The organism is Mycobacterium sp. SMC-15, assembly GCF_045310925.1.
GTDB lineage: Bacteria > Actinomycetota > Actinomycetes > Mycobacteriales > Mycobacteriaceae > Mycobacterium.
This window is the reverse complement of the sequence record NZ_JBJIAJ010000012.1, coordinates 114,309-135,935: the sequence shown is the minus strand read 5'-3', so window position 1 is coordinate 135,935 and position 21,627 is coordinate 114,309. Positions and strand designations below refer to the sequence as shown.

The window sequence follows — 21,627 nt, the reverse complement described above, 5'->3', positions numbered from 1 at the left end:
GAAGTTCCGCCCCTGTGTTAGCTGCACTGATGCTGCGAGGCGAGTAGTCGAGGCCACGCGATGATTCACATGTGCGTATTGGGCGACAGCCGGTTACCGGTCACGACGCGGTGGCTGGTGTCGGGACGAGCGAGGCCTGTGCGCACGATCGACGACGATGCGTTGCGTCGGCCAGCCTGCGCAGCACAGTTCGCCGCGCTAGCATTCCGCTTACCCTGCCCTTCCTGACCTGCTCACCGACCACCCGCCGAAGGGATGAACGGCGTATGACGCATCCGGGCGAACACCCGCACTACCACCCCACGCATCCGCCGCGGGCGGCCCAGGGCGCGCCCCCGCCCGCACCGGCCGCGTATCCGTACCCTCCGCAACAGCTTGTGCACGCTTCGGCGGTCCCCGCGAAAAGCCCCGGGTTAGCTGCCCTGCTAGCTGGCCTGTTCGGGCCGCTCGGCATGCTCTACGCCACGGTCCCTGGAGCGTTGGCGATGTTCTGCGCAAACCTCGTCATCGTGGTTCTCGGGGTACTCACCCTCGGACTTGGGCTGTTGCTCGGGTTCTTCACCTGGGTTGGCGGGATCATCTGGGCCTACTCAGCGGCCAGCAACCACAACCAACGGATCACCGCTGCTCAAGTCCCGTGGCCCTATCCGCCGCCCAGCTACTGACGGCTGTACAACAGACTCAGAACAGCGTGGGCAGGCCGATGACCGAGTCCACCGCCAGCGCGCAGAAGACCAGCGCGAGATAATTGTTCGACTGCAGGAAAAGCCGCAGCGGCTTGACCGGCTCACCGCGACGTACGCCCGCGTACAGCTGGTGGGCCATGGCCAGGAACCACGCGCCGGCCAGGACGGCCACCGCCGCATACAGCCAGCCTGCGGCAGGCACCAGCGCCAATGTGGCCAGCACCGTCGCCCAGGTGTAGACGACGATCCGGTGGGTGACCACGTGCTCGCTGGCGACCACCGGCAGCATGGGCACCCCCGCCGCCGCGTAGTCCTCCTTGTAGCGCATCGCCAGCGCCCAGGTGTGCGGCGGCGTCCAGAAGAAGATCACCAAGAACATCACCAGCGCGGGCCAGCCGACGGTGCCGGTGACCGCGGACCATCCGATCACCACCGGCATGCAGCCGGCCGCCCCGCCCCAAACCACGTTCTGGGAGGTACGCCGCTTGAGCATCATCGAGTAGACCAGCACGTAAAACGCGATGGTGGCCGTGGCCAGCAGGCCCGAAATCAAGTTCGTGGTACGCCACAGCCACATGAATGAGCCGGCACCGAGCGCCAGGCTGAACAACAGGGCGTTGCGGGTCGGCACTGCGTCGCGAGCCAGCGGACGGCGCGCGGTGCGCTTCATCACCTTGTCGATGTCGGCGTCGACCACGCAGTTCAGCGCGTTGGCGCTGGCGGCGGCCAGCATCCCGCCGATCAGCGTGTTGAAGATCAACAGCGGATTCACCGTGCCGCGGTCGGCCAACAGCATCGCCGGAATGGTCGTGACCAGCAGCAACTCGATGATCCGCGGCTTGGTCAGCGACAGGTACGCCAACAACGTGTTGCGCACAGCGCGTATTCGGCGCGGCTGGGCGCGCTCGCGAATACTCACGTGAAGACTCCTAGGATGGCAGCTGCGACGGCAGCTTCTACTACGGACGATGGTAGACCGCCTGGCCAGGTCGTCCGAATCGCAGGGTCAATTCACGGCGAATCCACACGGCGACCGGACCTGCAACACTGCACATGCCCGCATTAGGGTGAGAATCAGCCCGGCTTGTTTTGAAGACCTATCTCGAAGATGAGGACCCGACGTTCGTGACCACTGCTGCAGAGATCTCCGCTCTTACCCAACCGCACCACCCCGCAGACTGGGCCGAGATCGACTCCACCGCAGTCGACACCGCCCGGGTGCTGGCGGCTGACGCGGTGCAGAAGGTCGGCAACGGCCACCCGGGAACCGCGATGAGCCTGGCGCCACTGGCCTACACGCTGTTTCAGCGGGTGATGCGCCACGACCCGTCCGACACCGAGTGGCTGGGTCGCGACCGGTTCGTGCTGTCCTGCGGACACTCCAGCCTGACCCTGTACATCCAGCTCTACCTGGGCGGTTTCGGTCTGGAGCTGGCCGACATCGAGGCACTGCGCACCTGGGGTTCCAAGACCCCGGGCCATCCGGAGTTCCGCCACACCAAGGGTGTGGAGATCACCACCGGCCCGCTCGGTCAGGGCCTGGCCTCGGCGGTCGGCATGGCGATGGCCGCACGCTACGAGCGCGGGCTGTTCGACCCCGACACCGCGCCTGGCGAGAGCCCGTTCGACCACTTCGTCTACGTGATCGCCTCCGACGGCGACATCCAGGAGGGCGTCACCAGTGAGGCCTCCTCGCTGGCCGGCGTTCAGCAGCTGGGCAACCTCATCGTGTTCTACGACCACAACAAGATCTCCATCGAGGACGACACCGCGATCGCACTCTGCGAGGACACCGCGGCCCGCTACCGGTCCTACGGCTGGCACGTCCAGGAGGTCGAGGGCGGCGAGAACGTGACCGGCATCGAGGAGGCGATCGCGGCGGCGAAAGCCGTCACCGACAAGCCGTCGTTCATCTCGCTGCGCACGATCATCGGCTACCCGTCCCCGGGCAAGATGAACACCGGCGCCATCCACGGTTCGGCGCTCGGCGGCGACGAGGTGGCCGCCACCAAGACCGCGCTCGGGTTCGACCCGGACAAGGCGTTCGACGTCCGCGAAGACGTGATCACCCACACCCGCGCCCTGGTGGCGCGCGGCAAGCAGGCCCACGCCGACTGGCAGGCGCAGTTCGAATCGTGGGCCGCCCGCGAGCCGGAGCGCAAGGCGCTGCTGGACCGCCTGCTCGCCGGTGAACTGCCCGACGGCTGGGACGCCGAGCTGCCGCACTGGGAGCCCGGCTCCAAGGCCGTGGCCACGCGCGCCGCTTCCGGCAAGGTGCTCAACGCAGTGGGCGCCAGGCTTCCCGAATTGTGGGGCGGCTCAGCCGATCTGGCGGGCAGCAACAACACCACCATGGATGGCGTGAAGTCGTTCGGACCGGCGTCGATCTCCACCGGCGAGTACACCGCCGACCCGTACGGCCGCACCCTGCACTTCGGCATCCGTGAGCACGCCATGGGCTCGATCCTGTCCGGGATCGTGCTACACGGACCCACCCGCGCCTACGGCGGCACGTTCCTGCAGTTCTCCGACTACATGCGGCCCGCAGTGCGGTTGGCGGCGCTGATGGACATCGACCCGATCTACGTGTGGACGCACGACTCGATCGGTCTCGGCGAAGACGGTCCGACGCACCAGCCGATCGAGCACCTGGCGGCATTGCGGGCCATCCCCCGACTGTCGGTGGTGCGTCCGGCGGACGCCAACGAGACGGCCTACGCGTGGCGCACCGTGCTGGCCCGCGGGGCGAGCAGCGGGCCGGTCGGACTGATCCTGACCCGGCAGAACGTGCCGATCCTCGAGGGCACCGACGCCGAAGGTGTCGCACGCGGGGGCTACGTGCTGGGCGGCCTCGACGCCGCCGGTGCCGACGACCCCGACGTGGTGCTGATCGCCACCGGGTCGGAGGTCCAGCTCGCGGTCGAGGCGCAGAAACTGTTGGCGGCCCAGGACATCAACGCCCGCGTGGTGTCGATGACGTGTCTGGAGTGGTTCGAATCGCAGCCGGCCGACTACCGCGACGCGGTGTTGCCGCCGTCGGTGTCCGCTCGGGTGGCGGTTGAAGCCGGTATCGCACAGTGCTGGCACAAGATCGTCGGCGACACCGGCGAGATCGTGTCGATCGAGCACTACGGCGAATCCGCCGACTACCAAACGCTGTTCCGTGAGTTCGGTCTGACCGCGGAGGCCGTCGTCGCCGCCGCGACGCGGACCCTGGAAAACTGACGTCAATCGAATCCGATTGAGAAGGAGCGCAACATGACTCAGAACCCGAAGCTTGCCGCTCTCAGCGCCGCTGGCGTGTCGGTGTGGCTCGATGATCTGTCCCGTGACCGGCTGACCTCGGGCAACCTGGCCGAACTCGTCGCCACCCGCAGCGTGGTCGGGGTTACCACCAACCCGACCATCTTCCAGAAGGCGCTGGAGAAGGGCCATGCCTACGACCAGCAGCTCGCCGAGCTGGCCGCTCGCGGCGCCGACGTGGACGCGGTGATCCGCACCGTCACCACCGACGACGTCCGGAACGCCTGCGACGTGCTCGCTGCGGCGTGGGAGGCGACCGACGGCGTGGACGGACGGGTATCGATCGAGGTCGATCCGCGTCTGGCCCATGACACCGACAAGACCGTGGCCCAGGCCGTCGAACTGTGGAAGATCGTCGACCGGCCGAACCTGTTCATCAAGATTCCGGCCACCAAAGCGGGCCTGCCGGCCATCACGGCGGTACTGGCCGAAGGGATTTCGGTCAACGTCACGCTGATCTTCTCTGTAGAGCGGCACCGCGAGGTGATGGACGCCTACCTGGCCGGCCTGGAGGCCGGGAAGGCCGCCGGGCATGACCTCGCCAAGATCCACTCGGTGGCGTCGTTCTTCGTGTCCCGGGTGGACACCGAGATCGACGCCCGGCTGGAGCAGATCGGCTCGGCCGAGGCCCTGGCGCTGCGCGGAAAGGCCGGTCTCGCCAACGCCCGGCTGGCCTACGCCGCCTACGAAGAGGTCTTCGGCGGTCAGCGCTTCGCCGCCCTGGCGGCCGACGGCGCCCGGGTGCAGCGCCCGTTGTGGGCGTCGACCGGGGTCAAGAACCCGGACTATCCGGACACCCTGTACGTCACCGAATTGGTTGCGGCGCATACCGTGAACACCATGCCCGAACCGACGCTGGACGCAGTCGCCGACCATGGGGACATCACCGGCGACACCATCGCCGGAACCGCGTCGGCGTCCCAGCAGGTGTTCGACCAACTCGCCGCGGTGGGCATCGACCTGACCGACGTGTTCGTGGTGCTGGAGAACGAGGGCGTCGAGAAGTTCGAAGCGTCCTGGGGCGAACTGCTGGACGCTACGGCAACGCAGCTCGAAGAGGCCAAGTGATCTGATGGCCGGCGCCGGGGCAGCGCGAAACACCCCCCCGGGGTGGCAGAACCCGCTGCGAGACAAGCGAGACAAACGCCTGCCCCGCATCGCCGGCCCCTGCGGCGTGGTGATTTTCGGGGTCACCGGCGACCTGGCCCGGCGCAAGCTGATGCCGGCCATCTACGACCTGGCCAACCGCGGGTTGCTGCCGGCGACCTTTGCGCTGGTCGGGTTCGCCCGCCGGGACTGGGCCGACGAGGACTTCGCCGACGTGGTCTACCAGGCCGTCAAAGAGCACGCCCGGACCCCGTTCCGTCAGGTGGTATGGGACCGGCTGGCGTCCGGATTCCGTTTCGTCACCGGCACATTCGATGACGACGAGGCATTCGCCCGGTTGGCAAAGACCCTCGAGGAGCTCGACGCCGAGCGCGGCACCGGCGGCAACCACGCCTTCTACCTGTCGATCCCGCCCGGTGCGTTCCCGGTGGTCTGCGAGAAGCTGCACTCCACCGGACTGGCCCGGCCGCGCGATGGCCGGTGGAGCCGAGTGGTGATCGAGAAGCCGTTCGGTCACGACCTGACCAGTGCGGTCGAACTCAACGGCGTGGTCAACAGCGTGTTCCCCGAGGAGTCGGTGTTCCGGATCGACCACTACCTGGGCAAGGAGACCGTCCAGAACATCCTGGCGCTGCGCTTCGCCAACCAGCTGTTCGACCCGATCTGGAACGCCCACTACGTCGACCATGTGCAGATCACCATGGCCGAAGACATCGGCTTGGGCGGGCGCGCCGGCTACTACGACGGCATCGGCGCGGCGCGGGACGTGATCCAGAACCACCTGCTGCAGTTGCTGGCGCTCACCGCGATGGAGGAGCCGGTGAACTTCTCCCCCGCCGAACTGCAGGCCGAGAAGATCAAGGTGCTCTCGGCGACCCGGCTGGCGCAGCCGCTGGATGAGACCACCTCCCGCGGCCAGTACGCGGCCGGGTGGCAGGGCGGCGAGCATGTCGTGGGACTGCTCGACGAGGAGGGGTTCGCCCACGATTCGCGGACCGAGACCTTCGCGGCGATCACCCTGGAAGTCGACACGAGGCGCTGGGCCGGCGTGCCGTTCTACCTGCGCACCGGCAAGCGCCTGGGGCGGCGGGTGACCGAGATCGCGCTGGTATTCAAGCGCGCACCGCACCTGCCCTTCGACGACACCATGACCGACGAACTGGGCAAGAACGCCTTGGTGATCCGGGTGCAGCCCGACGAGGGGATCACGCTGCGGTTCGGCTCCAAGGTGCCCGGGCACCTGATGGAGGTCCGCGACGTCAACATGGACTTCTCCTACGGATCGGCGTTCTCCGAGGATTCCCCCGAGGCCTACGAACGGCTGATCCTCGATGTGCTGTTGGGTGAGCCCTCGCTGTTCCCGGTCAACGCCGAAGTCGAATTGTCTTGGGAGATCCTCGATCCGGTGCTCGAGAACTGGGCCGAGCACGGCAAGCCCGAGCCGTATGTGGCCGGAAGCTGGGGGCCGCAGTCGGCGTTCGAGATGCTCACGCGTTCCGGCCGGGAATGGCGGCGCCCATGATCATCGAGCTGCCGAACACCACCACCACCGCGATCAACAAGAAGCTCAACGCGATCCGCGAGCAGGTCGGCGCGGCGACAACGGGCCGGGTGCTGACGCTGATCATCGCATTGGAAACCGATGCACTGCTCGATGAATCCATCGCGGCGGCCAACATCGCCAGCCAGGAACACCCGAGCCGGGTGATCGCGGTGGTCAGCGGAGACCCCGATGCCGGTGAGTCCCGCCTGGATGCCGAAGTGCGGATGTTCGGCGACGCCGGCGCCAGTGAGGTGGTGGTGCTGCGGCTCTACGGCCCGCTGGCCGGACACGCCGACGCCGTCGTCGTGCCTTTCCTGCTGCCCGACATCCCGGTGGTCGCGTGGTGGCCCGACGTCGCACCGGCGGCACCGGCCACCGACCCGCTCGGGGCGCTGGCGTTGCGGCGAATCACCGACGCCACCAACGCCCCCGATCCCCGGGCAGCGATCAACAGCCGCCGCGACGGCTACACCGCCGGCGACACCGACCTGTCATGGAGTCGCATCACCTACTGGCGGGCCCTGCTCGCCTCCGCGCTGGATCAGCCGCCGTACGAGCCGGTTCGCTCGGCGGTGGTCTCCGGGCTGGCCACCGAGCCGGCCCTGGACATCCTGGCCGGCTGGCTGGCCAGTCGCATCGACGGTCCGGTGCGGCGCGCGGTCGGCGAGCTGAAGATCGAATTGACCCGCGACAGTGAGACCGTGGCGCTGAGCCGGCCGCAGGAAGGGGTCACCGCCACCTTGAGCCGCACCGGGAAGCCCGCGGGCCTGGTGCCGCTGCCTCGCCGGGTGACCGCGGAGTGCCTGGCGGAAGATCTGCGCCGACTGGATCCCGACGTCATATACGGCGCCGCGCTGACGGGCCTGGAAGAAGTGGAGTATCTGTGATCGTTGCGACCTACCCCGACGCCGACGCACTGGTCGCCGCCGCCGGTGACCGGCTGGCCGATGCCGTCGAGTCGGCCATCGCCGCCCGGGGGCGAGCCTTGGTCGTGCTGACCGGCGGTGGCAACGGCATCGCGCTGCTGCATCGCCTCGGCGAGCATGCCGCGCGGATCGACTGGACAAAGGTGCATCTGTTCTTCGGTGACGACCGCTTCGTTCCGGCCGCCGACGCCGACCGCAACGACAAGCAGGCGCGCGAAGCGCTGTTGGGCCGCATCGAGATCCCGGCCGCCAATGTGCACGCCATGCCGGCCAGCGACGGTGAATACGGCGACGACCTCGACGCCGCCGCGCAGGGCTACCAGGAAGTACTGGCGGCTAACGCCGAACCGGGCCAGCCCGCGCCCGATTTCGACGTGCACCTGCTGGGCATGGGCGCCGAGGGCCACATCAACTCGCTGTTTCCCGACACCGCGGCGGTCCAGGAGAGCACCCGACTGGTGGTCGGGGTGCCCGATTCACCCAAGCCGCCCCCGCGCCGAATCACCCTGACACTGCCCGCTATCCGGCGTTCCCGCGAGGTGTGGCTGGTGGTGGCCGGGGAGTCCAAGGCCGAGGCGGTCGCCGCAGCGGTCGGTGGCGCCGACCCGGTCGCGGTGCCCGCCGCCGGTGCGACCGGGCGCGAACAGACGGTGTGGCTACTCGACGAAGCGGCCGCATCGCAGCTTCCCGGCTAGTGCGCACGTCATAATGAGCGCTATGGCAGACAGAAACTCGAGCACCGGCACGGAACGCAAACGGCTCAAGACCTTGGCTCAGGCGGCGCTGAACGCCGACGTGACGGTCGGGCAGCTCGAGGATGTGCTCGGCGGGCTGGGTAACACCATGAATGAACTCAACAGCTCATTGGCGAATCTCAACTCCACGATCGAACGCCTCGGCGGCGGTCTGGACCATCTTGAGGAGACCATGGCGGGCCTGGATGATCTGGCCCGTCGCCTGGTCACGCTGATCGAGCCGGTGGAGGCCATCGTCAACCGGATCGACTACCTGGTCGAAGTCGGCGAGACGGCCATGTCACCGCTGGCGGCGACCGAGAATGCGGTGCGCGGCATGTTCAACGCGATGCGTAACCGGGTGGTGCGCTGAGCCGAAGTTGGGCTGGTTGAGCCGGAGTTGAGCTGGTCGAGCCGCGAGATCGCACTGACGCAGGAAAATCCGAGGAAAAACCTGCATCAATGCAATCTCGGGGACAACCTCGCGGGCCGGCTCGCCCGGCTTACTGGTATTTGATGAGCAGGCCGACGGCGATGATCGAGATCAGCCAGATGGCGATGACGAAATAGGTCAGCCGGTCCAGGTTCTTCTCGACCACGGTGGAGCCGGAGAGGCTGGACTGCACACCGCCACCGAACAGGGTCGACAGGCCGCCGCCCTTGGCGCGGTGCAGCAGCACCAGCAGAATCACCAGTAGGCTGGTGATCACCAAGAGAATCTGCAGCGTCAAGATCATGTCGATACCCTACCGTTCGCCCTGGGCCGGACCCGGCGCCGGGTCATCAAGGGAGGGGCCCGCCGGCGGCCAGTGCCGCCAGCATCGCGAACTGCTCACCGTCGAGCGAGGCTCCGCCCACCAGGCCACCGTCCACGTCGGGCTGACCGATCAGTTCGCCGACGTTCTTGGCGTTGACCGAACCGCCGTAGAGCACCCGGACGGTGTCGGCGATCTTGGGCGAGGCGAGCTTGCCCAGCTCGGCACGCACGGCCGCACACACCTCCTGCGCGTCGGCCGCACCGGCCACCCGGCCGGTACCAATGGCCCACACCGGTTCATAGGCGATGACGCTCGCACCGATCTGCTCGGCGCTCAGCCCGGCCAGCGAGCCGCGCAACTGCTCCAGGCAGTGCTCGACGTGGCTACCGGCCTCCCGGATCTCCAGGTGCTCGCCGATGCAGATGATCGGGGTCAGGCCGTGCTTGAGGGCAGCGGCGGCCTTTGCGGCGACCAGCGCGTCGTCCTCACCGTGGTAGCTGCGCCGTTCGGAGTGCCCGACGACGACGAAGGTGCAGCCCAGCTTGGCCAGGAACGCCCCGCTGACCTCGCCGGTGTAGGCGCCCGCGTCGTGCTGCGAGACGTCCTGGGCGCCGAAGGTCAGCCGAAGCTTGTCCCCATCGACCAGGGTCTGCACGCTGCGCAGGTCGGTGAACGGTGGCAGCACCGTGACATCGACCTTGTCGAAGTACTTGTCCGGCAGCGCGAATGCCACCTTCTGCACCAGGGCGATGGCCTCAAAGTGGTTGAGGTTCATCTTCCAGTTGCCGGCGATCAGCGGCTTACGACTCATGACGCTCCTCCGGTTTCCAAGACCTGCAGGCCCGGCAGTGCTTTGCCCTCAAGGTATTCCAAGGACGCCCCGCCGCCGGTGGAGATGTGCGAGAAACCGTCCTCCGGCAGACCCAGAGCCCGTACCGCCGCGGCAGAGTCGCCCCCACCGACAACGCTGAACGCGCCCTTGGCCGTGGCCGCCGCGATCGCCTCGGCCACTCCCCTGGTGCCGGCCGCAAACGCCGGGAACTCGAACACGCCCATCGGCCCGTTCCAGAAGATGGTCTTGGCGTTGGACAGCAGTGCGGCGAACCGCTCCACCGAACCCGGGCCGATGTCCAGGCCCATCTTGCCGTCCGGAATGGCGTCCGCAGCGACGGTCTCGCCGGTGGCGGCGGCATCGAACTTGTCGGCGACGACGATGTCCACCGGCAGCCGCAGCACGTCGGCGTAGTCATCCAGCAGTTGCCGGCAGGTGTCCACCATGTCGGCCTCCAGCAGCGAGGTCCCGACCTGAAGGCCTTGGGCGGCCAGGAAGGTGAAGCACATGCCGCCGCCGATCACGATGGAATCGGCCTTGGTCGCCAGCGACTTGATCACGCCCAGCTTGTCGGAGACCTTCGACCCGCCCAGCACTACGGCGTAGGGCCGCTCGGTGGACTCGGTCAGTTGCTGCAGTACCTGGATCTCGGCCGCGACCAGGGTCCCGGCGTACGACGGAAGCAACGTGGCGACGTCGTAGACGGAGGCCTGCTTGCGGTGCACCACACCGAATCCGTCGGAGACGAACGCCCCCGGCGAACCGTCCGGCGCGGCGACCAGCTCGGCCAGCGCCCGGGCCAGAGTCAGGCGCTCGTTGTCGTCCTTGCTGGTCTCCCGCGGATCGAAGCGGATGTTCTCCAGCAGCAGCACGTCGCCGTCGGTCAGGCCCTCGGCGCGGGCCAGGGCGTCGGTGCCGACCACGTCTCCGGCCAGCTGGACGTGCCGGCCCAACTGCTCGCCGAGCGCGGCAGCGACCGGCGCCAGCGACAGCTTGGGGTCCGGGCCGTCCTTGGGGCGGCCCAGGTGGGCGGTCACCACGACCTTGGCGCCGGCGTCGACCAGTGCACGCAGGGTGGGCACCGATGCGGTGATCCGGCCCAGGTCGGTGATCTTTCCATCGTCGAGCGGGACGTTCAGGTCGGAGCGCACCAGCACGCCCCGACCCGAAACACCCTCGGCGATCAGTTCTGAAACAGCCTTGACCGAAGACACAGCCACGATCGCGTTACAGCGACTTGCCGACGAGGGCGATCAGGTCGACCAGACGGTTGGAGTAACCCCACTCGTTGTCGTACCAGGAGACCACCTTGGCCTGGTTGTCGATGACCTTGGTGAGCCCGGAGTCGTACAGCGACGAGTGCGGGTCGGTGACGATGTCGCTCGACACGATCGGGGCGTCGTAGTACTTCAGGATGCCCTTCATCGGCCCCTCGGCGGCGGCCTTCATGGCGGCGTTGATGTCAGCGACCGACGCCGACTTGGCCAGCTCTGCGGTCAGGTCGGTGACCGAGCCGGTGGGGATCGGCACCCGCAGCGCGTAACCGTCCAGCTTGCCCTTCAGCTCGGGAAGCACCAGGCCGATCGCCTTGGCGGCGCCGGTGCCGGTGGGCACGATGTTGACCGCGGCGGCGCGGGCGCGACGCAGGTCGCCGTGCGGGCCGTCCTGCAGGTTCTGGTCCTGGGTGTAGGCGTGGATGGTGGTCATCAGGCCCTTGACGATGCCGAACTCGTCGTTGAGCACCTTGGCCAGCGGGCCGAGGCAGTTCGTGGTGCACGAGGCGTTGGAGATGATGTTCTGGCTGCCGTCGTACTTGTCGTCGTTGACGCCCAGCACGATGGTGATGTCCTCATCGGTGGCCGGCGCCGAGATGATGACCTTCTTGGCGCCCGCGTCCAGGTGGCCCTTGGCCTTGGCGGCGTTGGTGAAGATGCCGGTGGACTCGACGACGACGTCGACGCCCAGGTCACCCCAGGGCAGGGCCGCCGGGCCTTCCTTGACCTCGAGGGCCTTGATCTTGGTATTGCCGACGACGATCGTGTCGTCGCCTTCGAGGCTGACGTCGTGGGGCAGCCGACCCAGGATCGAGTCGAACTTCAGCAGGTGCGCCAGGCTGGCGTTGTCGGTCAGGTCGTTGACCGCGACGATCTCGATGTCGGTGTTGTTGCCCAGGGCTTTCTGTGCGTCCAATGCCCTGAAGAAGTTGCGCCCGATGCGGCCGAAGCCGTTCACGCCTACCCGGACCGTCACTGGTCTCTCCTCGTGTCACTCAATGTTTGATGTACGCCGACAGCCAGCCTAGTGGGCACCGTTTCGCGACCGCACGGGCCCTGACCAGTTGCCGGAGGTAGCGTGGCGCGGGAGGTGATTGTTGTGCTCAGACAACTCACCGTCCGCGCCGGCTCCATCGACGTTCTGGAAGCCGTCGGGACCGTCACGGCCGACGATTACCGACGAGTGTTTGCGCCGCTGGTTGAGCAGGCGCGTACTTCGGGACGCCGAATGCGGCTGCTCTACCAATTCGGTCCGGACTTCGCGCGCATCACGCCGGGAGCGCTGTGGGCCGACACCCGGCTGGGCTTGACCTATGCGCAGCTGCTGGACAGTTGCGCGGTGGTCAGCGACATCGGCTGGATCGCGACGCCTGCCCGGCGCATCGGCGAGTACATGCCCTGTCCGGTCCGGGTATACCCGGACCGGCAGCGCGACGCTGCGGTCACTTGGCTGACATCGCTTCCGGAGTGCCCACCTGTTTCGATCGGCGCGATGACGAAGGCCTACCTCGGTGGCGTGGCAGCTGCGGTCGCGAGCCTGGGCCCACTAATTTTCTCGCGACTCAATAACCCCGGTGGCTCGCCGCCGCGGCGCCCCCTGTGACGTGATCCGGACCGGGAGCTCGTCGCCGGGTTCGGGCCACGGCTGGCGACTGAGCATGTCGGCCACGGCCACATAACCGGCTTCGATCAGCCCGGATTTGGCGTCGACAATCCGATAGGCCTGTTCTTTCCGATGGATGGGTTGGCCTTCGAGCACGATCACCCGCAGGTCCCCCTCGGCGAAGTCGCAGCGACGCTGCACGGCCGCGAGCAGCTGCTCGTTGTGCAGGTGGCCTTCACCGAAGTTCCACCCGATCAGCGGACCGGCGATGATCTCGCCGTCGCGGATGTTGTAGTCGGCCACGTCGTCCACCGCTCGGGGCAGTAGGCCGTTCAGCGCCCGGCCCTGCAGGTGCATGGCACGGAATGCCCCCGGGACTTTGTCGGCGACCAGATCGGCGGTGGCCTGGTCGTAGAACTTCGCCAACTGGTTGATGACCAGTGCCGAGCTCTTGACCACATTGGCCTCCACGATGTCCTCGGTACCGGCGCGGAAGCACCAGAAACTCGCCGCCCAGTTTCCGGCGTAATAGCGCATGGCCGGAAGGAACGAAATCTGCTGCGGAAACATGTTTCCGGCGACCGGAATCGCGATCAGGCCGGCGAACAGGATGGCCGCCAACAGCGGCGACCGCAGGTCGTAGACGCTGACTTCGGGGTGCTGTCCGAACAGGAAGAACAGGGAGAAGAGAAAGAACACGTTCCATTCCAACGGGACTCCCATCGGGAGGTTGGACAGGATGTTGAGGTGGAAGATCACCATGAAGGCGATCAGGAACCACCGCCACGGGTGATCTCCGGCGACGAGCACCAGTAGCGCCGGCACGACGAATTCGGCCGTGGTGCCACCGACGTGTGCCATCAGCTGCGGTATCCGGGTGGGCCGCAGGTCGTTGATGTGATCGCGGTACATCAGGTGCTTGAGGCCGGTGAAGATCTTCGAGCGCAGCAGGGCGTTGTTGCTCGTCATCACCGCGACCACGTAGGGAAAATGATGGTTGAGCTTGGATGTGGCCGCACCCCACCACAGCCCGAGGATGATGAGCTTGAACGCGGCCATCTGGTCGACATAGGGAAAGAAGAAGACGACCAGCGTCAGACCGTAGTGCTCGGCGCGGGCGGCCAGGAAAATCGTCTTGTCCCGCAGGCCCAGCAGAACCAGGGCGACGATCATCGGCACCACCAGCATCGGGTCAAGCAGACCCACCGGGCCGGGATCGCCCTGCCCGCCTGACAGCAACGCCCAGATACCGGAGCACAGCACCGCGGCATACAGCACGACATCGATCACGGTGCGAGTGTCGCCGCGGGTGAACGGGACCTTGCCGGGCCACGGCGGCAACCGGATTGTGTTGGGCCGCAACCAGTACAAGATGCCGCCGATCGGCGGCCAGAACCGCGCGGTCAGCGGACCGGAGCCGCAGCCCAGGCCCAGAATCTCGAACAGCAGGCTGAAGACGACAAGCTTCTGATAGACGATCGGCTGCGTCCACCAATCGGCGATGCGGCCGAGCCCGCCCAGGCCCGGCGTCAGGGCGATGACCGCCGCGGCGCCCACGGCGTAGGCCGCGATCTTGAGCAGGTAGATCAGGTAGACCCCCGACGGGGTGCCGAAGCCCTGTTCGGCCCAGTGCCTGCTGCAGACCTGGATCCGGGTCGCCCAACCGGTGGCGCGCCATGTTTCGGGGTCGACGTCGGGAACCGACGGTTTGATGAACCCCATACTGTCCTCACTCCCTGCGTGTGCCGCGTTCAGTTATAGCGGTCGGCGCAGCCGCGGGATGGGAGTTTCGGTTTGCTCGACGAAGCGCACCGCCCGGCCACGGCCTATCGGCCCCGGTATCCGGCTTAGGATCTGGCGTCAGAGAATTTCTTCCATCCGCGGGCATCCTCTGATGTGCGCTGTATCAGTCGACGGCGGCAGGTCAGTGAGCGATTCAACGAGTGCGGGTTCCCTGGCGGTGACGCAGCAGCCGGTGCCGAAGATGGCCCGGCTGCCGGTGGCGATCGTCGCGGCCACGGCCGCCGCAGTGCACCTAGCGGTAGCGACCAGATATGGCTGGTTCCCCGACGAGTTCTATTTCGTCATCTGCGGTCGCCACCTGGCGTGGGGATATGTCGACCAACCCCCGCTGGTGCCCCTGCTGGCGCACATCGCCGAAGCGGTCCCGGGCGGTGGTCTGCTGACGCTGCGGTTGTTCGCCATCGCCGCACACGTCGGTTGCATCGTGTCGGCGGCACTGCTGACGGCGGAATTCGGCGGCCGGCGTCTGGCACAGGTCATCGCCGCCGCTGCGGTGGCAGCCTGTCCGGCATTCGTCGGCCTGTCCATGTATTTCGGCCCGACGGTCACCGATCAACTGCTCTGGCTGGCCGCGCTCGCACTGGTCGCGCGAGCACTGCGCCTGGGCACCGCAGCCCCGTGGCTGCTTGCCGGCGCGGTCGCCGGCATCGGGCTGGAGAACAAGCACACCGCCGTAGTACTGATTGCCGGAATCGCCGTGGGCCTGGTGATGTTTCGGCGTGCGGCGCTGCGTACGCCGGGCCCCTGGCTTGCCGCCGGCGTTACGTTGCTGCTGGCCGCTCCGAATCTTTGGTGGATGGCCGCGCATGGGTGGCCGAATCTGCAGTTCGCACGGATGATCTCGCAACATTCGCGCGACACTCTGGATTCGCTGGTTCAACTGCCGCTGCTGACCATCGGACTGGCCGGCCCGCTGCTGGTGGTGCTGTGGGTATCGGGGATCCGGTGGCTGGCTTCACCGGCCCGGCGTGAGCATCGGTGGGCATTGGCGGTGGTCGCCGTGGCCGTGGTCGTCTTCACCTGCACCAGCGGCAGGCCCTACTACGCCGCCCCGGTATTCGCGGTGCTGTTCGCGGCCGGGGCGGTGTATGTCGAATCCGCACGTATGGCCCGCTCGCGTCCCGACCAGCCGGGCGAAAGCGCCTGGCCGCCACTGCGATGGGCGGCCACGCTCGCGGTGTCTTTCGTGGGCGCGGTGCTGCTGTGCCTGCCGGTGCTTCCGGTCTCGACAGCCCAGGCATTGCGCCAGATCAACCCATGGCTTGCCTCGACTTACGGCTGGCCGCAGTTCGCCAAACAGGTGGTTGCCGCAACGTCCTCCCTGCCCGCCCGCGTTCCGATCTTCACCGGTTACTACACCGAAGCCGGTGCATTGACCATCCTCGGGCCCGCCGCCGACCTTCGGCACCCGGTTTACAGCGCACATAACAACTACGCCCTGTGGGGTCCGCCGAAAGGCCGCCCGGACACCGTGGTCTGCGTCGGCGACTTCCCGCGCAGTTACCTGCTGGACTACTGGTCGCAGGTCACACCCTTGGCGACTGTTATCGCAGACGACGGCAGACACACCTGGGAAACCGACCGCACGATCTATCTGTGTCAGCAGCCGCGCGGTAGCTGGGCCGAAATGTGGCCGTCGCTCAGTCATTTCCACTGACGGCTATCGCCGAGGCGCCAGCTTGGCTAGGCGTCTTCCAATAACTCCGGGGTGACCGCGGACTCGGTGTCGGGAATTCCGTCCTGCTTGGCCTTGCGGTCGGCCATCGACAACAGCCGCCGGATGCGCCCTGCCACCGCGTCTTTAGTCATCGGCGGGTCAGCCAGCCGGCCCAGTTCCTCCAGGGAGGCCTGCCGGTGCTCGACCCGCAGCTTTCCCGCCGAGGCCAGGTGATCGGGCACGGTGTCGCCGAGGATCGCCAGTGCCCGTTCCACCCGCGCCGCCGCCGCCACGGCCGCCCGCGCGGAGCGGCGCAGGTTCGCGTCGTCAAAGTTGGCCAGCCGGTTGGCGGTCGCCCGCACCTCGCGGCGGATCCGGCGCTCCTCCCAGACCAGCCGGGTGTCCTGAGCACCCATCCGGGTCAGCAGCGCACCGATCGCCTCGCCATCGCGCACCACGACTCGATCCGCGCCCCGCACCTCGCGGGCCTTGGCACTGACCCCGAGCCGCCGCGCCGCGCCGACCAGCGCCAGGGCAGCCTCCGGGCCCGGGCAGCCCACCTCCAGGGCCGACGAGCGACCGGGCTCGGTCAGGGATCCGTGCGCCAAAAACGCTCCCCGCCAGGCGGCTTCGGCGTCGGCGACACTGCCGCCGACGACCTGGGCAGGCAGACCGCGCACCGGGCGACCGCGCAGGTCCAACAACCCGGTCTGGCGAGCCAGCGCTTCGCCGTCCTTCGTCACGCGCAGCACATAGCGGGTACTCTTGCGCATCCCACTGGCCGTCAGCACATGCACGATCGCGTTGTAGCCGTACAGGTCGAAGATGTCCTTGCGCAGCCGCCGCGCAATGACCCCCAGGTCCACCTCGGCTTCGACCACGACTCGACCGGCCACGATGTGCAGCCCGCCGGCGAATCGCAGCAGTGCCGCGACCTCGGCGCGACGCGCGCTCACCGAACTGACCACGAGACGGCTCAGCTCGTCCTTGACTTCGGCCGTCATCGCCACGGCTTGTCACCTCCCGGCCCGAGCCTGCTCGGTCCACTCACGCCGGATTGCCGGCCCCCGCCCTCGGCCTGCGTCGCGACCGGTGTCGGAACGGTCAACGTCGATGCGTCGATGCTCCGAACCCCGTCCAGCGCCGCTGCCAACTTTCCTGGGTCATGTAAAGGTGTACCAGGTCGGGCCACGTCCACGAACTGAACCTCGGCAGCGAACAATGTGGCGGCACGCCGCAGCTGCTCGCGTTCGCGCTCACTGGGCACCCGGCCTGCATCGATGATGATGTGGTCCACGGTGAAACCGGGCGCATGTTGTGCCAATACGTGTAGGTGGCGCTCCACGGAGAACCCCGCGGTCTCCCCCGGTTCGGCCACCAGGTTGAGCACCAGGGCGCGGCGGGCGGTGGTGTTCTGCAGCGCCGACGCCAATCCCGGGACCAGCAGGTGCGGGATCACGCTGGTGAACCACGAGCCCGGGCCGAGCACCACCAGGTCCGCGGACATGATGGCGTCCACCGCTTGGCGGGTCGCCGGCGGATTGCCGGGCAGCAGCCGCACCCGGCGCACCTTCCCCGGGGTGGTCGCGATGGCCACCTGCCCCCGAATCAGCCGGAACAGTCGCGGGTCGGCTTCCAGCCCGGCCACGTCGGCTTCGATCTGCAGCGCGATCGGGCACATCGGCAGCACCCGCCCCTTGACGCCCAGCATCCGGCCGAGTTCGTCGAGTGCGGCGACCGGGTCGGCGAGCACCTCGTTGAGGCCGGCCAGCAGCAGGTTGCCGATCGGATGCCCCGCGAGGGCGCCGCTGCCGCCGAAGCGGTGCTGCAAGATGGTCGCCCACAGCTGGCCCGTCGGGGTGTCCGAGGCCAGCGCCGCCAGTGCCATGCGCAGGTCCCCGGGCGGCACCACGTCCAGTTCACCGCGCAGCCGGCCCGAGGAGCCGCCGTCGTCGGCAACGGTCACCACCGCAGTGACGTGGGGTGTCAGCCGGCGGGCGGCCGACAGTGTCGCGTACAGGCCGTGCCCACCACCGAGCGCGACGATGCTCGGGTTGCCATTCGCGGGCTCAACGCTCATTCGCGGCCCAGATCCCGGTGCAGCACCCGCACCGAAAGCTCGTCGTTGCCGTCCTGGGAATCCAACAGCCGCGCCAACGCCTCGGCGATGGCCACGCTGCGGTGCTTGCCGCCGGTGCACCCGATGGCCAGGGTCATGTACCGCTTTCCCTCTCGTCTGTAGCCGCCGACCACCAGGGCCAGCAACCGGTGGTAGCCGGCAAGGAACTCATCGGCGCCCGGCTGGCTCAGCACATAGTCGCGCACCGCCGGATGCTGCCCGGTGTGTGGACGTAGTTCGTCGACCCAGTGCGGGTTGGGCAGGAAGCGCACGTCCATGACCATGTCGGCGTCCATCGGTAGGCCGTACTTGAAACCGAAGGACTCCACCGTGATGGACGTGGGAGCGATGACGGCGTCACCGCCGAACATCTCCTCGATGCTCTCGCGCAGTTCGCGCACGCTGAGCACCGAGGTATCGATGACAAGGTCGGCGACCGCGCGCACCGGCGCCAGCATGATCCGCTCGGCCGCGATGCCCTCGGTGAGGGTCTGCTGACCCTGCAGAGGGTGACTGCGGCGGTTGTGCTCGTAGCGGCGGATCAGTACGTCGTCGCTGGCCTCCATGAACAGCACGCGCGGGTTGATGCCGCGGGTGGCCAGTTCGGTACGCACCGAGTCCAGGTCGCCGGTGAAACCGGCCGAGCGCACATCCATCACGACCGCCAGCTGGGTGATCCGGGAACCGGCCGCCAGCCCCAGATCCACCATGCGGGTGATCAGGTCCGGTGGCAGGTTGTCGGCGACGTACCAGCCGAGGTCCTCCAGTACTTTCGCCGCGGTGCCGCGCCCCGCTCCGGACAGTCCGGTCACCAAGACAACGTCGATACCGGCGCCGTCTCCGGGGCCGCCAACATCGCGCTCCCGCACGCCGTTCGGTGAGTCCGTAGTCATCCCGACATCCGTTGCTGTTCAGCGGCACCCGCCGCACCGTCAGCTCCCAGCGCCTCGAGAACAGCGGCGGCGGTCGCCGCACCGATTCCCGGGATGGAGGTGAGCTCTTCGACGGTAGCCCCTTTCAGTCGTGCCACCGAACCGAAATGGGAGATCAGCACCTTGCGCCGATGCTCGCCGAGCCCAGGCACCGCATCCAGCACCGACTCCGTCATCCGCTTGGACCGCTTACTGCGGTGGTAGGTGATCGCGAACCGGTGCGCCTCGTCCCGAATCCGCTGCAACAGGTAGAGCCCTTCGCTCTGTCTCGGCAGGATGATCGGGTCCGGCTCGGAGGGCACCCACACCTCCTCCAGCCGTTTGGCCAGGCCGATGGTCGCGACATCGGTGATGCCCAGCTCGGCCAGCACCGCCGCTGCGGCATTGACCTGCGGGGCGCCGCCGTCCACCACGTAGAGATTGGGCGGATAGGCGAACTTACGCGATTTTCCTTCCGGGGCAAGAACTTCGGCGTCCAGATGCCGACGGAACCGACGACGGGTCACTTCGGCGATCGAGGCCACATCATCGGAGCGCCCCTCGCCGGCGGCCTCCCGAATCGCGAAATGACGGTAGTCCGACTTGCGGGGCAATCCGTCCTCGAACACCACCAGCGACCCGACCACGTCGGTGCCCTGCACATGACTGATGTCGACGCACTCGATGCGCAACGGAGCGTCGGGCAGGCCCAGGGACTCCTGAATGTTCTGCAGTGCAGCAGATCTGGCCGTGAAATCCCCGGCCCGCTTCATCTTGTGTTGCTGCAGCGCATCTTTGGCATTGCGCTCGACGGTCTCAGCCAGCACCCGCTTGTCGCCGCGCAGCGGCACCCGCAGCGAGACCCGTGAGCCCCGCAGCTCAGAGAGCCAGCTGGTCAGCTCGTCGGCGTTTGCCGGCAGGCAGGGCACCAGCACCTCGCGCGGTACCGGGTTGGTCGGCTCGTCGGCCGCGCCTTCCAATTCGGCCTGGTCGCCGTAGAACTGGGTGACGAACTGCTCGACCAGCTGTTCCAGCGAGCTCTCGGCATCGCCGGGGTCGCCGGGCTTCTCAACGATCCAGCCGCGTTGGCCGCGCACCCGTCCGCCGCGCACGTGAAACACCTGAACGGCTGCTTCCAGTTCGTCGTCGGCGAATGCAACCACGTCGGCGTCGGTGCCGTCGCCGAGCACCACGGCCTGCTTCTCCAGGGCGCGTTTCAGCGCGGCGACGTCGTCGCGCAGGCGTGCGGCCCGCTCGAAGTCCAGTTCATCGGAGGCCGCCAGCATCTGCTGCTCGAGACTGCGGACCAGCCGGTCGGTCTTGCCGGCGAGGAAGTCGCAGAAGTCGTCCACGATCCGCCGGTGCTCTGGCGCGCTGACCCGGCCGATGCACGGCGCCGAGCACTTGCCGATGTAGCCGAGCAGGCAGGGCCGGCCGATCTGCTGGTGACGCTTGAACACACCGGCCGAACAGGTGCGGGCCGGAAAGACCCGCAGCAGCAGGTCCAGGGTCTCGCGAATCGCCCAGGCGTGCGAGTACGGCCCGAAGTAGCGCACCCCCTTGCGGCGCGGCCCGCGGTAGACCATCAGCCGCGGGTACTCCTCGCCTCTGGTGACCGCCAGCACCGGGTAGGTCTTGTCGTCGCGGTAGCGGACGTTGAACCGCGGGTCGAACTCCTTGATCCAGTTGTATTCCAGCTGGAGTGCCTCGACCTCGGTGCCCACCACCGTCCACTCCACCTTGGCGGCGGTAGTCACCATCTGGCGGGTCCGCGGGTGCAGGCCGGCGATGTCGGCGAAGTACGACGTCAGCCGCGACCGCAGGCTTTTCGCCTTGCCCACATAGATGACCCGGCCGTGCGGGTCGACGAACCGGTAGACGCCGGGCGCGAGGGGAATGGACCCGGGCGCCGGACGATAGGTCGCGGGGTCTGGCACGACTACAAGGCTAACCGGCGGGCGGTGGGGCGGGCCGGTAGCGCACGACCAGGGCCCGCAACTCCCGCATGGCCTGCACGGCGTGCTCTTTGTCGGCGGACTGGATGGCCACCAGCGGAATGTATTCGTCGTCGGGCAACTCCAGCCGGGCCCAGCGCTTGCCCGCCGGGAAGGACACGCCGACGACCTCGGACCAGGGAACCAGCCGGTCCCCGAGCGCGTTGCGGACCGACACCCCGGATTCGCCCGCCCGCACGCGGGCCCGCGTCAACAGCAGCAGCGCGCCGGCCACGATCAGGCCCAACACCACGACCGCCACCCGGTCATAGGTACGAAAGATCACGCCGCTGGCGCGGATTGTCAGCAACACGCTCACCACGACGTGGATGGTCACGATCAGGATCGCGACGATCCATACGCCAAAGCGCATCATG

The 21,627-nt window shown here is 67.7% G+C and carries 20 protein-coding genes; 9 read left to right on the top strand and 11 right to left on the bottom strand.

The window, feature by feature from the left end; all coding sequences use genetic code 11:
• Positions 1 to 266: 266 nt before the first annotated feature.
• Complete coding sequence (locus ACJH71_RS17955) at positions 267 to 665, top strand: hypothetical protein (protein WP_406759336.1); 399 nt, start codon at positions 267 to 269, stop codon at positions 663 to 665.
• Between the two features lie 16 nt (positions 666 to 681).
• Here ACJH71_RS17955 and ACJH71_RS17950 read toward each other — a convergent pair whose 3' ends face one another.
• Positions 682 to 1,605, bottom strand: a complete 924-nt coding sequence (locus ACJH71_RS17950) for a heme o synthase (protein ID WP_406759335.1) — start codon at positions 1,603 to 1,605, stop codon at positions 682 to 684.
• Positions 1,606 to 1,811: 206 nt separating this feature from the next.
• On the opposite strand from ACJH71_RS17950, the gene tkt reads away from it, so the two are divergent.
• Genes tkt through ACJH71_RS17920 form a run of 6 tightly spaced genes read left to right on the top strand, consistent with a single transcriptional unit; the run spans position 1,812 to position 8,672 of the window.
• Complete coding sequence (tkt, locus tag ACJH71_RS17945; RefSeq protein WP_406759334.1) at positions 1,812 to 3,911, top strand: transketolase; 2,100 nt, start codon at positions 1,812 to 1,814, stop codon at positions 3,909 to 3,911.
• 33 nt (positions 3,912 to 3,944) lie between these two features.
• On the top strand, positions 3,945 to 5,057 hold the full coding sequence (gene tal, locus ACJH71_RS17940; RefSeq protein WP_406759333.1) for a transaldolase: 1,113 nt from the start codon (positions 3,945 to 3,947) through the stop codon (positions 5,055 to 5,057).
• Between the two features lie 4 nt (positions 5,058 to 5,061).
• Positions 5,062 to 6,618 carry a glucose-6-phosphate dehydrogenase gene (zwf, locus tag ACJH71_RS17935; protein ID WP_406759332.1) on the top strand — a complete coding sequence of 519 codons (1,557 nt, stop codon included), beginning with the start codon at positions 5,062 to 5,064 and terminating at the stop codon, positions 6,616 to 6,618.
• Complete coding sequence (opcA, locus tag ACJH71_RS17930; RefSeq protein ID WP_406759331.1) at positions 6,615 to 7,526, top strand: glucose-6-phosphate dehydrogenase assembly protein OpcA; 912 nt, start codon at positions 6,615 to 6,617, stop codon at positions 7,524 to 7,526. The genes zwf and opcA overlap by 4 nt, the downstream gene beginning before the upstream one ends.
• Entirely contained in the window at positions 7,523 to 8,260 is a 738-nt protein-coding gene (pgl, locus tag ACJH71_RS17925; RefSeq protein ID WP_406759330.1) for a 6-phosphogluconolactonase, read from the top strand. Before opcA ends, pgl begins: the two co-directional genes overlap by 4 nt.
• A 13-nt stretch (positions 8,261 to 8,273) precedes the next feature.
• The gene (locus tag ACJH71_RS17920) at positions 8,274 to 8,672 is read left to right on the top strand and encodes an ATPase (RefSeq protein ID WP_406759329.1); all 399 of its coding nucleotides are present in this window, start codon (positions 8,274 to 8,276) and stop codon (positions 8,670 to 8,672) included.
• Between the two features lie 130 nt (positions 8,673 to 8,802).
• Here ACJH71_RS17920 and secG read toward each other — a convergent pair whose 3' ends face one another.
• The 4 genes from secG to gap are packed head-to-tail and all read right to left on the bottom strand — an operon-like array spanning position 8,803 to position 12,139.
• Positions 8,803 to 9,036, bottom strand: a complete 234-nt coding sequence (gene secG, locus ACJH71_RS17915; RefSeq protein ID WP_308483296.1) for a preprotein translocase subunit SecG — start codon at positions 9,034 to 9,036, stop codon at positions 8,803 to 8,805.
• A gap of 46 nt (positions 9,037 to 9,082) precedes the next feature.
• The gene (tpiA, locus tag ACJH71_RS17910) at positions 9,083 to 9,868 is read right to left on the bottom strand and encodes a triose-phosphate isomerase (RefSeq protein ID WP_046283014.1); all 786 of its coding nucleotides are present in this window, start codon (positions 9,866 to 9,868) and stop codon (positions 9,083 to 9,085) included.
• Complete coding sequence (locus ACJH71_RS17905; RefSeq protein ID WP_406759384.1) at positions 9,865 to 11,103, bottom strand: phosphoglycerate kinase; 1,239 nt, start codon at positions 11,101 to 11,103, stop codon at positions 9,865 to 9,867. Before ACJH71_RS17905 ends, tpiA begins: the two co-directional genes overlap by 4 nt.
• Before the next feature lie 13 nt (positions 11,104 to 11,116).
• Positions 11,117 to 12,139, bottom strand: a complete 1,023-nt coding sequence (gene gap, locus ACJH71_RS17900) for a type I glyceraldehyde-3-phosphate dehydrogenase (RefSeq protein ID WP_406759328.1) — start codon at positions 12,137 to 12,139, stop codon at positions 11,117 to 11,119.
• 123 nt (positions 12,140 to 12,262) lie between these two features.
• On the opposite strand from gap, the gene ACJH71_RS17895 reads away from it, so the two are divergent.
• Positions 12,263 to 12,766, top strand: coding sequence for an STAS/SEC14 domain-containing protein (locus tag ACJH71_RS17895; RefSeq protein ID WP_406759327.1), 504 nt, complete (start codon positions 12,263 to 12,265; stop codon positions 12,764 to 12,766).
• Here ACJH71_RS17895 and ACJH71_RS17890 read toward each other — a convergent pair.
• Positions 12,710 to 14,488, bottom strand: a complete 1,779-nt coding sequence (locus tag ACJH71_RS17890) for a DUF3556 domain-containing protein (RefSeq protein ID WP_406759326.1) — start codon at positions 14,486 to 14,488, stop codon at positions 12,710 to 12,712. The genes ACJH71_RS17895 and ACJH71_RS17890 overlap by 57 nt on opposite strands.
• A gap of 205 nt (positions 14,489 to 14,693) precedes the next feature.
• Here ACJH71_RS17890 and ACJH71_RS17885 point away from each other — a divergent pair, with 205 nt between their 5' ends.
• Positions 14,694 to 16,226 carry a glycosyltransferase family 39 protein gene (locus tag ACJH71_RS17885; RefSeq protein ID WP_406759325.1) on the top strand — a complete coding sequence of 511 codons (1,533 nt, stop codon included), beginning with the start codon at positions 14,694 to 14,696 and terminating at the stop codon, positions 16,224 to 16,226.
• Between the two features lie 26 nt (positions 16,227 to 16,252).
• Here the strand turns inward: ACJH71_RS17885 and whiA are convergent, their stop codons facing one another.
• From whiA to ACJH71_RS17860, 5 genes are read right to left on the bottom strand one after another with little or no spacing between them, the layout of a single operon-like run.
• Positions 16,253 to 17,230 carry a DNA-binding protein WhiA gene (gene whiA, locus ACJH71_RS17880; protein ID WP_024443533.1) on the bottom strand — a complete coding sequence of 326 codons (978 nt, stop codon included), beginning with the start codon at positions 17,228 to 17,230 and terminating at the stop codon, positions 16,253 to 16,255.
• A complete protein-coding gene (yvcK, locus tag ACJH71_RS17875; RefSeq protein WP_406759324.1) occupies positions 17,227 to 18,306 on the bottom strand; it encodes a uridine diphosphate-N-acetylglucosamine-binding protein YvcK in 1,080 nt (359 codons plus the stop codon). The genes whiA and yvcK overlap by 4 nt, the downstream gene beginning before the upstream one ends.
• Complete coding sequence (rapZ, locus tag ACJH71_RS17870; RefSeq protein ID WP_406759323.1) at positions 18,303 to 19,238, bottom strand: RNase adapter RapZ; 936 nt, start codon at positions 19,236 to 19,238, stop codon at positions 18,303 to 18,305. Before rapZ ends, yvcK begins: the two co-directional genes overlap by 4 nt.
• Positions 19,235 to 21,193 (bottom strand): excinuclease ABC subunit UvrC, encoded by a 1,959-nt coding sequence (gene uvrC / locus ACJH71_RS17865; protein ID WP_406759322.1) that lies wholly within the window; start codon positions 21,191 to 21,193, stop codon positions 19,235 to 19,237. Before uvrC ends, rapZ begins: the two co-directional genes overlap by 4 nt.
• 10 nt (positions 21,194 to 21,203) lie before the next feature.
• A complete protein-coding gene (locus ACJH71_RS17860) occupies positions 21,204 to 21,626 on the bottom strand; it encodes a PH domain-containing protein (protein WP_406759321.1) in 423 nt (140 codons plus the stop codon).
• Between the last annotated feature and the right edge of the window lies 1 nt (position 21,627).

Bases quoted from the DNA above. Each gene is read 5' to 3' on its own strand.
- ACJH71_RS17955 (WP_406759336.1), top strand. From the start codon at position 267: ATGACGCATCCGGGCGAACACCCGCACTACCACCCCACGCATCCGCCG.
- tal (WP_406759333.1), top strand. From the start codon at position 3,945: ATGACTCAGAACCCGAAGCTTGCCGCTCTCAGCGCCGCTGGCGTGTCG.
- zwf (WP_406759332.1), top strand. From the start codon at position 5,062: ATGGCCGGCGCCGGGGCAGCGCGAAACACCCCCCCGGGGTGGCAGAAC.
- opcA (WP_406759331.1), top strand. From the start codon at position 6,615: ATGATCATCGAGCTGCCGAACACCACCACCACCGCGATCAACAAGAAG.
- ACJH71_RS17920 (WP_406759329.1), top strand. From the start codon at position 8,274: ATGAGCGCTATGGCAGACAGAAACTCGAGCACCGGCACGGAACGCAAA.
- secG (WP_308483296.1), bottom strand. From the start codon at position 9,036: ATGATCTTGACGCTGCAGATTCTCTTGGTGATCACCAGCCTACTGGTG.
- tpiA (WP_046283014.1), bottom strand. From the start codon at position 9,868: ATGAGTCGTAAGCCGCTGATCGCCGGCAACTGGAAGATGAACCTCAAC.
- ACJH71_RS17890 (WP_406759326.1), bottom strand. From the start codon at position 14,488: ATGGGGTTCATCAAACCGTCGGTTCCCGACGTCGACCCCGAAACATGG.
- whiA (WP_024443533.1), bottom strand. From the start codon at position 17,230: ATGACGGCCGAAGTCAAGGACGAGCTGAGCCGTCTCGTGGTCAGTTCG.
- yvcK (WP_406759324.1), bottom strand. From the start codon at position 18,306: ATGAGCGTTGAGCCCGCGAATGGCAACCCGAGCATCGTCGCGCTCGGT.
- rapZ (WP_406759323.1), bottom strand. From the start codon at position 19,238: ATGACTACGGACTCACCGAACGGCGTGCGGGAGCGCGATGTTGGCGGC.
- ACJH71_RS17860 (WP_406759321.1), bottom strand. From the start codon at position 21,626: ATGATGCGCTTTGGCGTATGGATCGTCGCGATCCTGATCGTGACCATC.